11 protein-coding genes and 1 tRNA gene are annotated in these 12616 nt (G+C 74.2%); 8 read left to right on the forward strand and 4 right to left on the reverse strand.

Going from position 1 to position 12616, the window contains the following annotated elements; translation table 11 throughout:
* Window positions 1-2 precede the first annotated feature (2 nt).
* The 4 genes from NUM_RS28925 (at window position 3) to NUM_RS28940 (ending at window position 3095) form a co-directional block, all read left to right on the forward strand.
* The gene (locus tag NUM_RS28925) at window positions 3-1238 is read left to right on the forward strand and encodes a molybdopterin molybdotransferase MoeA (protein ID WP_207128122.1); all 1236 of its coding nucleotides are present in this window, start codon (window positions 3-5) and stop codon (window positions 1236-1238) included.
* Window positions 1235-1855, forward strand: a complete 621-nt coding sequence (locus NUM_RS28930; protein WP_207128123.1) for a GNAT family N-acetyltransferase — start codon at window positions 1235-1237, stop codon at window positions 1853-1855. Before NUM_RS28925 ends, NUM_RS28930 begins: the two co-directional genes overlap by 4 nt.
* Before the next feature lie 133 nt (window positions 1856-1988).
* Window positions 1989-2966, forward strand: a complete 978-nt coding sequence (locus tag NUM_RS38005; RefSeq protein WP_370467078.1) for a hypothetical protein — start codon at window positions 1989-1991, stop codon at window positions 2964-2966.
* A gap of 55 nt (window positions 2967-3021) precedes the next feature.
* Window positions 3022-3095, forward strand: a tRNA-Ala gene (locus NUM_RS28940).
* A gap of 364 nt (window positions 3096-3459) precedes the next feature.
* On the opposite strand, the gene NUM_RS28945 is transcribed toward NUM_RS28940, so the two are convergent.
* Complete coding sequence (locus NUM_RS28945) at window positions 3460-4062, reverse strand: TetR/AcrR family transcriptional regulator (RefSeq protein WP_207128124.1); 603 nt, start codon at window positions 4060-4062, stop codon at window positions 3460-3462.
* 132 nt (window positions 4063-4194) lie between these two features.
* Between NUM_RS28945 and NUM_RS28950 the strand changes: the two genes are divergently transcribed.
* Window positions 4195-5397: an alpha/beta hydrolase gene (locus NUM_RS28950; RefSeq protein ID WP_207128125.1), complete on the forward strand. Its 1203-nt coding sequence runs from the start codon at window positions 4195-4197 to the stop codon at window positions 5395-5397.
* A 31-nt stretch (window positions 5398-5428) separates the two neighbouring features.
* Entirely contained in the window at window positions 5429-5752 is a 324-nt protein-coding gene (locus NUM_RS28955) for a PadR family transcriptional regulator (protein WP_207128136.1), read from the forward strand.
* A gap of 200 nt (window positions 5753-5952) precedes the next feature.
* On the opposite strand, the gene NUM_RS28960 is transcribed toward NUM_RS28955, so the two are convergent.
* On the reverse strand, window positions 5953-6336 hold the full coding sequence (locus tag NUM_RS28960; protein ID WP_207128126.1) for a hypothetical protein: 384 nt from the start codon (window positions 6334-6336) through the stop codon (window positions 5953-5955).
* A gap of 138 nt (window positions 6337-6474) precedes the next feature.
* Here NUM_RS28960 and NUM_RS28965 point away from each other — a divergent pair, with 138 nt between their 5' ends.
* Window positions 6475-7017: a hypothetical protein gene (locus tag NUM_RS28965; RefSeq protein ID WP_207128127.1), complete on the forward strand. Its 543-nt coding sequence runs from the start codon at window positions 6475-6477 to the stop codon at window positions 7015-7017.
* 168 nt (window positions 7018-7185) lie between these two features.
* On the opposite strand, the gene NUM_RS28970 is transcribed toward NUM_RS28965, so the two are convergent.
* On the reverse strand, window positions 7186-8373 hold the full coding sequence (locus tag NUM_RS28970) for an SGNH/GDSL hydrolase family protein (protein WP_225918920.1): 1188 nt from the start codon (window positions 8371-8373) through the stop codon (window positions 7186-7188).
* A gap of 167 nt (window positions 8374-8540) precedes the next feature.
* Window positions 8541-10079: an FAD-dependent oxidoreductase gene (locus tag NUM_RS28975; RefSeq protein ID WP_207128128.1), complete on the reverse strand. Its 1539-nt coding sequence runs from the start codon at window positions 10077-10079 to the stop codon at window positions 8541-8543.
* A 449-nt stretch (window positions 10080-10528) separates the two neighbouring features.
* On the opposite strand from NUM_RS28975, the gene NUM_RS28980 reads away from it, so the two are divergent.
* On the forward strand, window positions 10529-12616 hold a 2088-nt coding region (locus NUM_RS28980; protein WP_207128129.1), incomplete at its 3' end, for a sensor histidine kinase.

A 12616-nucleotide genomic window follows, 5' to 3' on the forward strand; every position in this document is an offset into this window, starting at 1 on the left:
CCATGGTGACCGCCACGCTGACCCCCCTCGCGGACTTCCTGCAGCAGGTGCTCGCCGCGATCCGCCCGCTGCCCCCGCTCGACCTGGAACTCACCCAGGCGTACGGGAACGTGTTCGCCGAGGACGTCGTGGCGCCCGGCCCGCTGCCGGCGTTCGACCATGCCGCGATCGACGGGTACGCGGTGCGGCTGGACGACGTGGTCGGTGCCCGCGAGGACCGCCCGGTCCGGCTCAACGTGGTCGGTGACGTCGGCGCCGCCTCCTGGCGCCCGGTACGGGTCAGCTCCGGCTCCTGCCTGTCCGTCGCGGCCGGTGCGCCGATGCCGGCCGCCGCCGACGCGGTGGTACCCACGTCCTGGACCGACGAGGGCATGGCGTCGGTGGAGATCTACGCGTCGCCCAAGCGCGGCCACGGGGTCCGCCGGGCCGGCGAGGAGCTGGCCGCCGGCGCCGTCGTCGCGCAGGCCGGTACCCAGGTCACCGCGCCGATGGTGGCGCTGCTCGCCGCGGCCGGCGTCGCGCACGTGGTGGTCCGGCCCTGCCCGCGGGTGGTGGTCGTGTCCACCGGCGACGAGCTGGTGGAGACCGGCCGGATGTCCGCGCCCGGCCAGGTCGTCGACGTCAACTCGCACGCGCTGACCGCGGCGGCGGTCGAGGCGGGCGCGCTCGCGTACCGGATCGGCATCTGCGACGACGACCCGGAGGGGCTGCGCGCGGTGCTGGAGGACCAGACGCTGCGCAGCGACCTGATCGTGATGACCGGCGGCACCGGCCACGGCCCCGGGGACATGGTGCGCCGCATCTTCGGCCGGGACGGCACCGTCCCGTTCACCGACCTCTCGGTGTACCCGTGTTCCTCGCTCGGTTTCGGCACCGTCGGCGTGGAGGAGGTGCCGATCGTCTGCCTGCCGGGCGACCCCGGTACCGCGCTGATCGGGTTCGAGGTGCTGGTCCGGCCGGTGATCCAGCGGCTGGCCGGCGCCGAGCCGGTGTTCCGCCCGTCGATCAAGGCGCACCTGCTGGAGACGCTGTCCTCGCCGGCCGGGCTGCGCGAGTTCCGCCCCGCGCTGGTGTCCGAGCGCCGCGGCGGGGGCTATACCGTGCAGCCGCTGGCGGGTGGGCCGTACACTCTGTCCGGCCTGGCCGACGCCAACGGACTGCTCGTGTTGGGTGAGCGCGTCTCGACCGCGGCGGCCGGGTCCACAGTGGACGTACTGCTGATCGATCGGCGGAGATGAACGCACACCCAGGCTGGCCGGCCGTGCTGCGCGACGGCGACGTGACGCTCCGGCCGTACCAGCGATCCGACGCGGCGGCCTGGGTCGAGGTCCGGTTGGCCAACGAGCAGTGGCTCGCACCCTGGGAGCCCGACCCGCCGGGCCGCTGGCAGGACGTGCACACCGTCCGCGCGTTCCGGTTCGTGCACAAGGATCTGCGGTCCTCGGCCGCCGACGGCAGCACCATGCCGTACGCGGTCTGCTACAAGGACCGGTTCGTCGGCCAGCTGACCATCGGCAACATCGTGCGGCGCGCGTTCTGCTCCGGCTACGCCGGCTACTGGGTCGACCACCGGTACGCGGGCCGCAGCATCACGCCGATCGCCCTGGCGCTCGCCGTCGACCACGCGTTCGACAAGGGCGGGCTGCACCGGGTCGAGGTCAACATCCGGCCCGAGAACAAGCCGAGCCGGCGGGTGGTGGAGAAGCTCGGCTTCCGCGAGGAGGCCTACCACCACCGGTACCTCTACATCGCCGGCGGCTGGCGCGATCACCTCGGGTACGCCATCACCACCGAGGACGTCGCCACCGACGGCGGCCTGCTCCGCCGCTGGCACCAGCGCAAGAACCCCGCCTGAGCGGACTGACCTGCAGGTCCGGCGAACGTTACCTCCAGGTAAGGCGTTCGGTGTGGCGCCGCGGAAATGTGGCGAGCGACCCGTAACCTCGGATAACGGCTTGTGATCACGAACCGAGGGGGGTCGTGACGGGGTGCCGACATCGGTGCTCCTCGCCGTGCTGGCGGCGGCGGGCCTGCTCGCTCTCGCACCGGCCTTGGTCCGCCGGTACGACACCACGGAGCGGCAGGTCGCGGAGCGGGAGTGGTCCACGGCACGGGTGGTGACCCGTCGGCGCCGGCGCTGCACCGTGCCGGGACACCACCCGGTGAACCCGCCGCGCCGCGCCCCCGACACCGCGGTCGCCGACCCGGCCACCGCACCCACCCGCAACGTCCACGGGGGGAGCCGCACGGCCCCGGCCCGGACCGCGTCGGGCGGCCACGCCACGTCCGCCCGGGCCGCCGCAGGCGGCCACGCCACGTCCGCCCGGACCGCCGCAGGCGGCCGCACCGCGCCCGTCCGGACCGGGTTGGGCGGCCGGCGGTCCGTCACCTCGCGGCCGGACCGGCGGCAGTACCGCCGCTCGGCCGGCATCCGGCGGCGCCGCCGCGCCTGGCGCCGGCTGCGCCGCAGCCCGTTCGGGCAACTGCTGCGGGCCCGGCCGATCCTCAGCCGGCCGGCCGCCGAACTCGACCCCGACCAGCGTCGCCGCTGGTGGCGGTACCACCGTCGGCGGATCCTGGTGCTCCTGCTCGCCGTGCTGGTCGTCGAGCTCGCTGTCGGCCTGCTGGTACCGGCGTCCTTCGTCGCCGCCGGCGGCACCGTGCTGCTGCTCGGCGCGTACGTGGTGCACCTGCGCAACCGGGCACTCGGCGAGGCGCGCCGGCGGCGGGAACGACTGCGCCAGCTGGCCGAGGCGAAGGCCAGGGCGGAACGCGCAGAGCGCGGCCGCGCCATCCGTCGCCGCCGCGCCGCCGCGCTCGCCGCCGCCCGCCGAGCCGCCGAGGCACAGGAGCGGGCCGCCGCGCTGGCCGCCGCCCGGGCCGCCGAGGCGGAACTCGCCGACGGCACGTACGGCACACCGTTCCTGCGCGGCCGCCCGTACCAGGCGCGCGCGGCCGGATTCTGACCCGCCGGTATCGGTTGGCGACCCGGAAAACCCACCTGCTAGGCTGTTGCGCGCTGGGGCTGTGGCGCAGTCTGGTAGCGCACCTCGTTCGCAACGAGGGGGTCAGGGGTTCGAGTCCCCTCAGCTCCACCGGCCGGTGGTCGGAGTGTGCCCGCGGGAAGCGCGGGCCCTCCGGCCTTTCTGCTTTCTGGGGGCGCGGCCCCCAGGCCCCGCGCCGGCGGGGCTTCGCCCCCCGGCACCCCCCTCCGCTGGTCCCGGTTCGTTCTTGGGGTGCGGGGTCTGCCGATCTTCGTTGTTCTCGGGTCGCGCTGTGTGCGGTCGGGGGTTGTGCCTGCGCCGTGCTGTGTGGCGGTCGGGGCTTGTCCCTGCGCTGCGGTGTCTGCCGGGCGAGGTTGGTCTTTGGAGCGGGTGTCTGCCGGGCGGGTTTGCCCTTGGCGCGCGGTGTCTGCCGGGGCGGGTTGTCCGGGGTGGCGGGCGCTGCGGGGCGGGTGGGTCAGGGGGTGGGGGGGTGTTCGGGCGGCGGGGTGAGGGCGCGGAGGACGTGGGTGATGAGGGCGTCGAGGTGGGCGCGGTCGGGCATGCCGAGGTGCAGGGCCAGGCGGTGGTAGAGCGGGCCGTACAGCAGGTCGAGGGCGACGTCGAGGTCGGCGTCGGGGGAGAGCTCGCCGGTGTCCTGGGCTCGGCGAAGCCGCTGCTTGAAGGTGGCGATTCGCGGCTCGATGAGGCGTTCGCGCAGCTCGCGGCCTAGCTCCGGATCCTGCAGGGCCTCGGCGACCAACCCGACGCCCGGCGCGCTGTCCTGCGGGGTACTCAGCTCGATGACCTCGGTCAGCAGGCTGCGCAGGTCGGCGGCGAGGTCGCCGGTGTCCGGGGGAGCCGTGCCGACCACGGCGGCCTCGTCGAGGAGTTCCAGGACGACGGCCCCCTTGGACGGCCACCACCGGTAGATGGTCGTCTTGCCCACTCCGGCCCGGGCGGCGATGGCCTCGATGGTCAGCCGCCGGTAGCCGCTCTCGCGGCAGAGTTCCTCGGTCGCGGCGAGGATCGCCCGCCGGCTGCTCTCGCTGCGCCGCGACGCGTTCGACCCCTGGGGCATGCCCCCATCGTAGGCGAAACGAAACGTCGCGTCTTGACCTGCGGGTGGCGCTCCGGCATGCTCTGGCGAAACGATACGTATCGTTGCGAGCGTTGCCGTGGTGGGCTCGCCGACTCGACGGGGGTTTCGAGCATGCACGTGCCACTGGGCTACGTGGCGTCGACCGCGATCCTGACCTGGTGCACCTTCTTCGCCGTGATCGCGCCGCGGCGGCCCCGACTGCTCGCGACCCTGAGCTTCCGGTCCGGCATGGTCCTCAACGAGGTACCCATCCTGGGCATGCTCGCCGCGGCGGCCACCACGGCGCTCGCCGCCGCGGAAGGCGATCTGGCGTCACCGGCGGGCATGGCGACGGCGATGGTGGCCCTCGCCACCGTCCCGTTCCTGGCGGTGTCCGCCTGGCACGGCCAGCGGGCGAACCTGGTGGTCGGTCGCGCCCTCGACCAGGGACTCGGTACCGGTTGGCGGGGCGAGCCGCGACGCCGGCGCTGGCCTCGCATCCTGTTGCTGCGGTGGCTGACGCGCCGGTTCCCCGTGACGCGGATCCGCAACATCAGCTACGGCGACGCCGGGCGCCGGAACCTGCTCGACGTCTACCTCCGCCGGGACACCCCGCAACACGCGCCGGTGCTCGTCCACTTCCACGGCGGCCACTTCACCGGCGGAGCGAAGAGCCGCGAGGCGCGACCGCTGCTGTACCGGCTGGCCAGTCAGGGTTGGGTGTGCATCAGCGCCAACTACCGCCTGCGGCCGCAGACCGATTTCCCCGGCCACCAGATCGACGCCAAGAAGGTCATCGCCTGGGTTCGTACGCATGGTGCCGAGTACGGCGTCGACGGGTCCCGGCTGTTCGTGGCGGGCAGTTCGGCCGGGGCGAACATGGCGGCCATGTGCGCGCTGACCCCGAACGACCCGGAGTACCAGCCCGGATTCGAGTCGGCCGACACCTCGGTCACCGCGGCGATCTGCCTCTACGGCTACTACGGTCACTTCTTCGGCGCGGAGCCGGATGTGCCGCCGTCGGTGAACCAGCCGTACGCGTACCTCGCTCCCGGCGCGCCACCGTTCCTGATCGCGCACGGCACCAGGGACGCGCTGGCGACGGTCGAGGGGGCCCGGTACTTCGTCGACCGGCTCCGAAGCGTGTCGAACGGGGCCGTGGTCTACGCCGAGCTGCCTGGCGCGCAGCACGCTTTCGACGTGTTCCACTCGGCGCGGTTCGAGGCGGTCGTGGACGGCGTGGAGTCCTTCGCCCGCTGGGTGAACGGGCGGCCGGTCGAACCGCTGACCGGACGTGGGCGGCCGGGGCCGGTGGCCGGGCCCACCAATAGCTAAGTGATTGATATATGGTGTGGGCATGGCGACGATGCGGGAACCGACGTTCCTGATCCTGACGGCGCTGGCGGCCGGACCGCGACACGGCTACGGCGTGATCAAGGACGTGGCCGAGCTGTCCGACGGGCGCACCAGCCTGCTCGCCGGCACCCTCTACACCGCGCTCGACCGGCTCACCGCCGAAGGCCTCGTCGAGCTGGACCGGGAGGAGCGGGTCGGCGGCCGGCTGCGCCGCTACTACCGGCTCACCGCGGCCGGGCATGCCGCGCTCAGCGAACGCGCCGAGCAGCTGCGCCGCGCCGCGCACGTCGCGCGGGCGCGGCTGCGGGCCAACCCGGTGCCCGGGATGCCCTGACCGCCGCACACGCTGGGCCGAGCCGGTGCCCGGGACGCCGCAACGTCGATCGCACCGGACCGCCGTTCCGGCGCCCCGGATGGCGCCGCATCGACCGCGCGAGCCACCAGCCCCCCGACCCAGGCAAGGAGAGACGCCATGCCGGACCCGGCCGCACTCGCCCGCCGGTACCGACGACTGCTCGTCGCCTATCCCCGCGCCTACCGGCGGGTGCGTGGTGCCGAGATCGTCGACACGATGCTGGACGCCGCCGAGGAAGGGCACCCGCTGCCGCCGGTGCGTGCCGCGGTCGACCTGGTCGGCGGTGGCCTGCGCGCCAGGTTGGGCCGCCCCCGCAGCCGCCTGGTGGTACCGCTGTCGATCGTCACCGCGATCCTCGTCGGGCTGCTCGCCTCGGCGATCGGGTACCGGCTGGCCTGGCAGGCGCGCACCGGCCCGCTGCCGACCAACGCCGAGGCGGGCCGCATCGCGGCCACCGCAATGGACGGCGACGTGCTCTGGACCCAGCGCGACGACTTCGTGTTCGGCTGGTCCGGGCACCGGCACTCGGTACCGGCCGAGATCGCGCTCTGGCCGTTCTCCACCGATGCCGTTCCTGGCGTGGAGGACTCCGACCTGTACGACGTGGGCTCGGTCTGGGTGGAGTCGGCGCGGCGCACCACCACCCCGGTCGCCGTGGCGGCACGCACGTCCGGCGGCGGCTGCGAGCGGACGGCTGGCAGGTGGACGACCGGCCTGGGCCGTACAGCACGGGGACCCGGCCGGTGCTGGTCGCCCGCAGGGGCGGGTACGTGTTGCTGCTGGACCTCTCCCGCAACAGGCTTTCGCCATCCGGGCCGGGCGAGGGCGGTGCGACGCCGTCCCTGGAGGAGTCGCGGCACGGCCCGTACCTCGGCCTCGACCTGCAGGTCTTCCGGGCGACGCCGAGCTTCGTGTGGGCCGGTCGACTCGGCGCCGGGGTGCTCGCGGCGGTACTGGCCTGGTTCGCGTTCGGGTGGTTCTCCCGGCGCACCGAACGCAGCCGGGGCGCCTACGTCGCCTACGGCGTGCTGATGCTGGCGTTGCTGCCGTCGTCGGTCGAGGCCGCGCGCTCCGTCGGCGCCGCGCTGGGCGGCGGAGACTGGCTGCCGTCGGCCGCGCCGATCGCCGCGATCCTCGACCAGGACCCGCTGCTCGACCTGGTCGCCTTCCCCGCCCTGCTGGTACTCGTCGCGCTCGCGCTGGCGCCCCGCCACCGCACCGAGCCGGAACCCGCGGGCGGCTGACCCGTCGAGCCCCGTCCGCGTCGCCGTGCCGGTCGGCCGACCCGGTACGCGGCGAGCACTCGGTGGACGTGTTTCCCCGGCCCGCGCGGCGCGGCCGGCCCCGGGCAGTGCCGGTGACGGTCCAGCGCCGGTGCCGGCCGGGGTGCGCGCCGGCGGCGGGTGGGTCCGTCAGCGGCGGAAGAGGTTCAGGTCGAACGCGTCGGCGATGGCGGCGTGGCCGGCGTCGCTGGGATGGACGCCGTCCGCGGTGACCAGGTCGGCGCGCATCCGGCCCGGGTCGGCGGGATCGTGCAGCGCCGTCTCCACGTCGACGACCGCGTCGAACTCGCCGCCGTCCCGGATCCACTCGTTCAGCCGCCGGTGCTGGTGGGCCAGCTCCGGCGGGCACATCGGCGCACCGGCGACCGGCGGCAGGGTGCAGCCGACGATACGCAGGTCGTGCAGGTGTGCGCGGCTGATCAGCATCCGGTAGCCGGCGACGATGTCGTCCGCCCCGGCGCGCTCGCGTTCCGGTGTGCCCGGCAGCAGACCGAAGAACAGGTCGTTGACGCCTTCCAGCAGGACGACCCACCGCGCTCCCGGCCTGGCCAGTACGTCCCGGTCGAAGCGGGCGAGTGCGCTGGCGCCCATGCCGGCGGACTCGCGCAGTACCCGGTTGCCGGCGATGCCCATGTTCACCACCGCGCGGGGCGGCAGCCCGGGGTCCGCGGCGAACCGGCGAGCCAGCGCGGACGGCCAGGGCGCGTCGGCGTCCGGGGTGGTCTCCATGCCATCCACCAGCGAGTCGCCGAGGGCGACGATGGTCGCGGCGCCGTCCGGGGCGAGCACGTCGATGCCGGTGAGCCACAGGTACGAGGAGAATTCGGTGGCGTCGGTGAGCGTCGGTTCGGCTGCCTGATCGCCCGGCGCGAGCCAGGCGCGGCGCAGGCCGGTCTGGTGGCTGGTCGTCGCGACCCGGTCGTCCGGCAGGTACAGCGACACGGTCAGGTCGGTCTGTGCGGGCGCGCGGTAGGCGACGGGGTCGCTGTGCAGGTGCGCGCCCGTCTGCAGTACCACGGCGCGCCGGCCGCCGAAGGTGAGCGGCACCGGGCCGCCCGGACCGGCGAGGTACGCCGCCCCGATGCGTACCGGTGGGTGGCCGAAGGAGTTCGCGAGGGCGACGCGCACGGCGGTCCCACCCACGGTGGTCCGTGCCACCATCCGTACGGTCTGCGCGCCGAGCTCGGTCGGCGCCGCCGGCTCGGCGGGCGGCTCGTCCGGCATCTCCGGCCCGCCGCCGAGGTCGAGCGCCGGGGCGAGCTGCTGTGCGGTCCCCCAGGCGGCGATCCAGCGCCCGCCCGTCTCACTGCCTTCCACGAGCGCCCCTTTCACGAACACTGCCTCTCGCGAGTTTCGCCCTTCACGAGCACCGCCTTCACGAGCACTGCCTTTCACGAGCACCGCCCTTTCGCCAGCACTGCCGTTCACGAGCGCTGCCCTTCCCCGAGGACTGCCTTGCTCGAGCACCGGCCGGTCCGAGCGGGTCATCGGGGGAGCGCCATCGCCTCGTCGGAGGCGGTGGCGAACCAGCGGGTGGCGGCGCGGTCGAAGGAGCCGGGGTCCGGCGTACCGTCGGCGGCCCAGGCGACGACGCCGTCCGGCCGGACGAGTACGGCGCCGAGGCCGAGGTCGTCGCGGGCCGGGCCGCCGGCGTACCGGATCCGGTCGGGGAACCGGAGCGCCGCGTCGCGCAGGTCCCCGCACGCGCTGAAGTCGAGGACCACGCCACGGCCGTCGCGCAGCAACTCGCCGAGGCGGGTACCGTCCGCCAGCCGGAAGTCCGGCGCATCGTGGCCGACCAGCGGCGACTCGCCGCCGAGGTCGTACCGCAGTTCGGTGCCGGCGGTGCGCCGGAACGCGTAGGTGGTGCCGTCCCGGGTCGTCAGCAGCTCGCGCAGCACGGCCAGGGCGGCCCGGGAGTGCGGATCCGGTCGCATGACCGCCACCTGCGCGCGGGACCACTCCAGCACCTCGGCCCCGACCGGGTGGCGTTCGGCGGTGTATGTGTCGAGCAACCCGTCGGGCGCGTGCCCGCGCACGGTCGCCGCGAGCTTCCAGCCGAGGTTCATCGCATCGCCGAGGCCGAGGTTGAGCCCCTGCCCGCCGAGCGGCGAGTGGATGTGCGCGGCGTCGCCGGCGAGCAGCACCCGGCCCCGCCGGTACGTGCTGGTCTGCATCGCGCGGTCGGTGAAGCTGGACGCGAGGTGTACGTCGGTGAGCGTGACGTCGGTGCCGGAGACCCGCCGCAGCACCTCCTGCAGGTGCTCCCGGGTCACCGGCCGGGACCGGTCGTACGCGCCGCCGTCGAAGTCCAGCACACCGAGGTGGCCCGGGCCGGTCATGGTGAGGTACATGCCGGCCGGGGTGAGCGTGAATCCCGGCCGCAGCACGTCGGGGTCGGTCAGCGTCGCCACCGCCACGTACCCGGTGAACCGCGGTTCGGTGCCGAGGAAGTCGAAGCCGGCGAGCCGGCGCACGCTGCTGCGGCCGCCGTCGCAACCGACCAGCCAGCGGGCGCGGAACTCGTGGTCGCCGGCCCGTACGGTCACCGTCCCGGTGTCCTGCCGGACCGCGGTGACCGCGCAGCCGCGGCGGATCTCGACACCGACCGCGGCGGCGCGCTCGGCCAGCACCGTCTGGACCGCGTCGAGGCTGGTCATGATGCCGTCGGCGGCCGGGCCGGGCAGCCGGTACGGCAGCCGGGCCAGGTCGACGTCGGCCGGATCGAGGGCGGTACCGGCGAAGTGCGCCACCGATCGGGGCGGTGCCGGCTCGTCCGGGTCGGGCACGTCGGGCACGCCGGCCACGCCGGACGCGGCCAGCAGGGACGGCAGCAGGCCGCGCCGGTGGAACGCCTCGACCGAACCGGCCGACAGGCCGCGCAGCCCGAGCGGGAGACGCCGAGCCTCCGGATGCGGCTCGGAATCGCGTTCCAGTACCAGTACCGAGCAGCCGGCGAGGCCGAGCTCTCCGGCGACGAACAGGCCGACCGGCCCGCCCCCCACGATCACCACGTCGTGCATGCCGCACCCCTCTCCGTAGGTAAGGCCAGCCTGCCGGGCACCGCGCACACGGCGCGCACACCGCGGTCACGCGCGAGTGCGGGCTGCCGGCCGGATGACAGCCGCGGGCCGGAACCGCGGCGCAGCGACGCACGGCGGAGCGGACGGCCACGTACGGTGAGTGCTCGGCCGGGATCGGGGCGGATGGTGGGCACCCGGACACGGTGTGCGATTCCAGCGGCGACAGTGGCGCGACGATCGGGTCGGTCGGTCAGGGGTCGTGACTCCGCCGTGGCGTGCTGGGCTGTTATGGTCTCCGATGTGCGTGTTTGCCCGCCGGGTGGCGACCGCAACGGCACCGGCCCGTCAGGGCCGGTGCGGACCGCAATGTCCGGCAGGTCAACAGCGGTGCGCGTCGCCGACGGACAGGCCGCCACCGAGAATGCAGACAGTGATGAGGCACCCCGTCGATGAGCGTTCGCACCTGGTCGATTCGGTCCCGACTCGTGGCGCTGGTGGCGGTGCCCATCGTGTGCCTGGTTCTGTTCTGGGGCTTCGCCAACTACCTGACCCTCGGTGACGGGTTCCGGTTGTACAACCAGAGCCGGCTGCTGAACGAGCTGTCCGTGCCGGTCGACAACGTGGTGATCGCGGTGCAGGGCGAGCGCCGGGCCGGGATGGTCTACCTGGCCAGCCCGGACGCGACGCACCAGAAGCAGCTCGCCGCCGCGCGACGCGTCGTGGACCGCCGGATCGCCGCGTACCGGTCGGGGTTGTCGTCCGACTCGCTCCGCAGCGTCGCCACCGACCGGATGCTCGCGCTCGCCCAGGCCGAGCTGTCCGACCTGGCCGGGCTGACCGACCTGCGCAGCAAGGTGGACCACCGGTCGCTGTCGCCGACCGAGCTGATGACCGGTACCGCCGGGCTGCTCGACGGCGTCGACCCGCTGTACGCGCAGATCACCACGTTCCCGGACGACGAGACCGGCGCCGAGGGGCGGGCGGTGGCGATGCTGTCGCGGGCCCGGGAGATGCGCTCCCGTACCGACGCGGTGCTCGCGTTCGCGCTGGCCAAGGGGCACTTCAGCGCCGAGACCTACCGGCTGTACGTGCAGGCGGTCGGGGTCGAGCAGGACCAGTACGAGGTGGCCGCGGCCGCGCTGCCCGCCGCCGACCTGCGCGAGTACCGGGCGCTGATGGCGAAGGTGCCGTTCACCGAGCTGGCCGCGATGGAGAGGTCCGCCGTGACCAAGGGCGGACCGAACAGCGCGGTGCCGGTCAACGCGGTGCAGTGGCAGCAGGCGAACGCGCGTGGCCTGACCGCGCAGTACCGGTTCGAGCAGCACCTGTACGACCTGATCGGCCAGCACGCGAAGGCCCCGTCGTACGTGATCTTCCTGCGGCTCGGGTTGGCCGGGCTGCTCGGGCTGATCGCGATCGTCATCTCGGTACTGGTGGCGCGGCGGCTGACCCGGTCGCTGATCCGCCAGCTGCGCGCGCTGCGCGACTCGGCCCGCGACCTCGCCTGGGTGCGGCTGCCGGCGGTGGTGCAGCGGCTGTCCGACGGGCAGAGCGTCGACGTCGCCGCCGAGGTACCGAAGCTGCCCACCGGCTCCGACGAGATCGGCCAGGTCGCCGACGCGTTCAACGAGGTCGGCCGCACCGCGGTACAGGCGGCGTCCGGTCAGGCGGAGCTGCGCACCGGCGCCGGGACGATGTTCCTCAACATCGCCCGGCGCAGCCAGACGTTGCTGCACCGCCAGCTCAGCCAGCTCGACGTGATGGAACGCAAGGCCGCCGAGCCGGAGGCGCTGGACGACCTGTTCAAGGTCGACCACCTCGCCACCCGGATGCGGCGCAACGCGGAGAACCTCGTCATCCTCGGCGGCGGCGCACCCGGCCGGGTGTGGTCCGAGCCCAAGCCGCTGCTCGACGTGCTGCGCAGCGCCGCCTCCGAGGTCGAGCAGTACGAGCGGGTGCACGTCCTGCCGTTCCCGACCACGCTGCTCGCCGGGTCGGTGATCTCCGACGTGGTGCACCTGGTCGCCGAGCTGATCGACAACGCGACCGCGTTCTCGCCGCCGCACACCCGGGTCAACGTCACCGGCCAGCCGGTACCGAAGGGGTTCGCGGTCGAGATCGAGGACCGCGGCCTGGGCATGTCCACCGCGGACATCGACTCGGTCAACGAGTGGCTGGCGCACCCGCCGTCGTTCGACGTGCTGGCGCTCAACGACGACGCCCGGCTCGGCATGTTCGTGGTCGCCCGGCTCGCCGCCCGGCACGACATCAGGGTGCAGCTGCGCCCCTCCCCGTACGGCGGGACCACGGCGATCGTGCTGCTGCCCGGCGAACTGGTGGAACGCGCCGAGGAGGAGCCGCCGGCGGAGCCGCGGGAGCGCCCGACGGACGACCGGCCCGCGGCGCCGGTACTGGTCGCCGCCGGTACCCGGCGCGGAGCCGAGCGGTCCGATTCCGGTACGTCCGCCGGGCTGCCGCGGCTGGCCACGCTCGGCGCGGCGCGTGGCGCGCACGCCGAGCCCGACCCGCCGGTACCG

This window comes from Actinocatenispora comari, assembly GCF_017312725.1.
In the GTDB taxonomy this organism is placed as follows: domain Bacteria; phylum Actinomycetota; class Actinomycetes; order Mycobacteriales; family Micromonosporaceae; genus Actinocatenispora; species Actinocatenispora comari.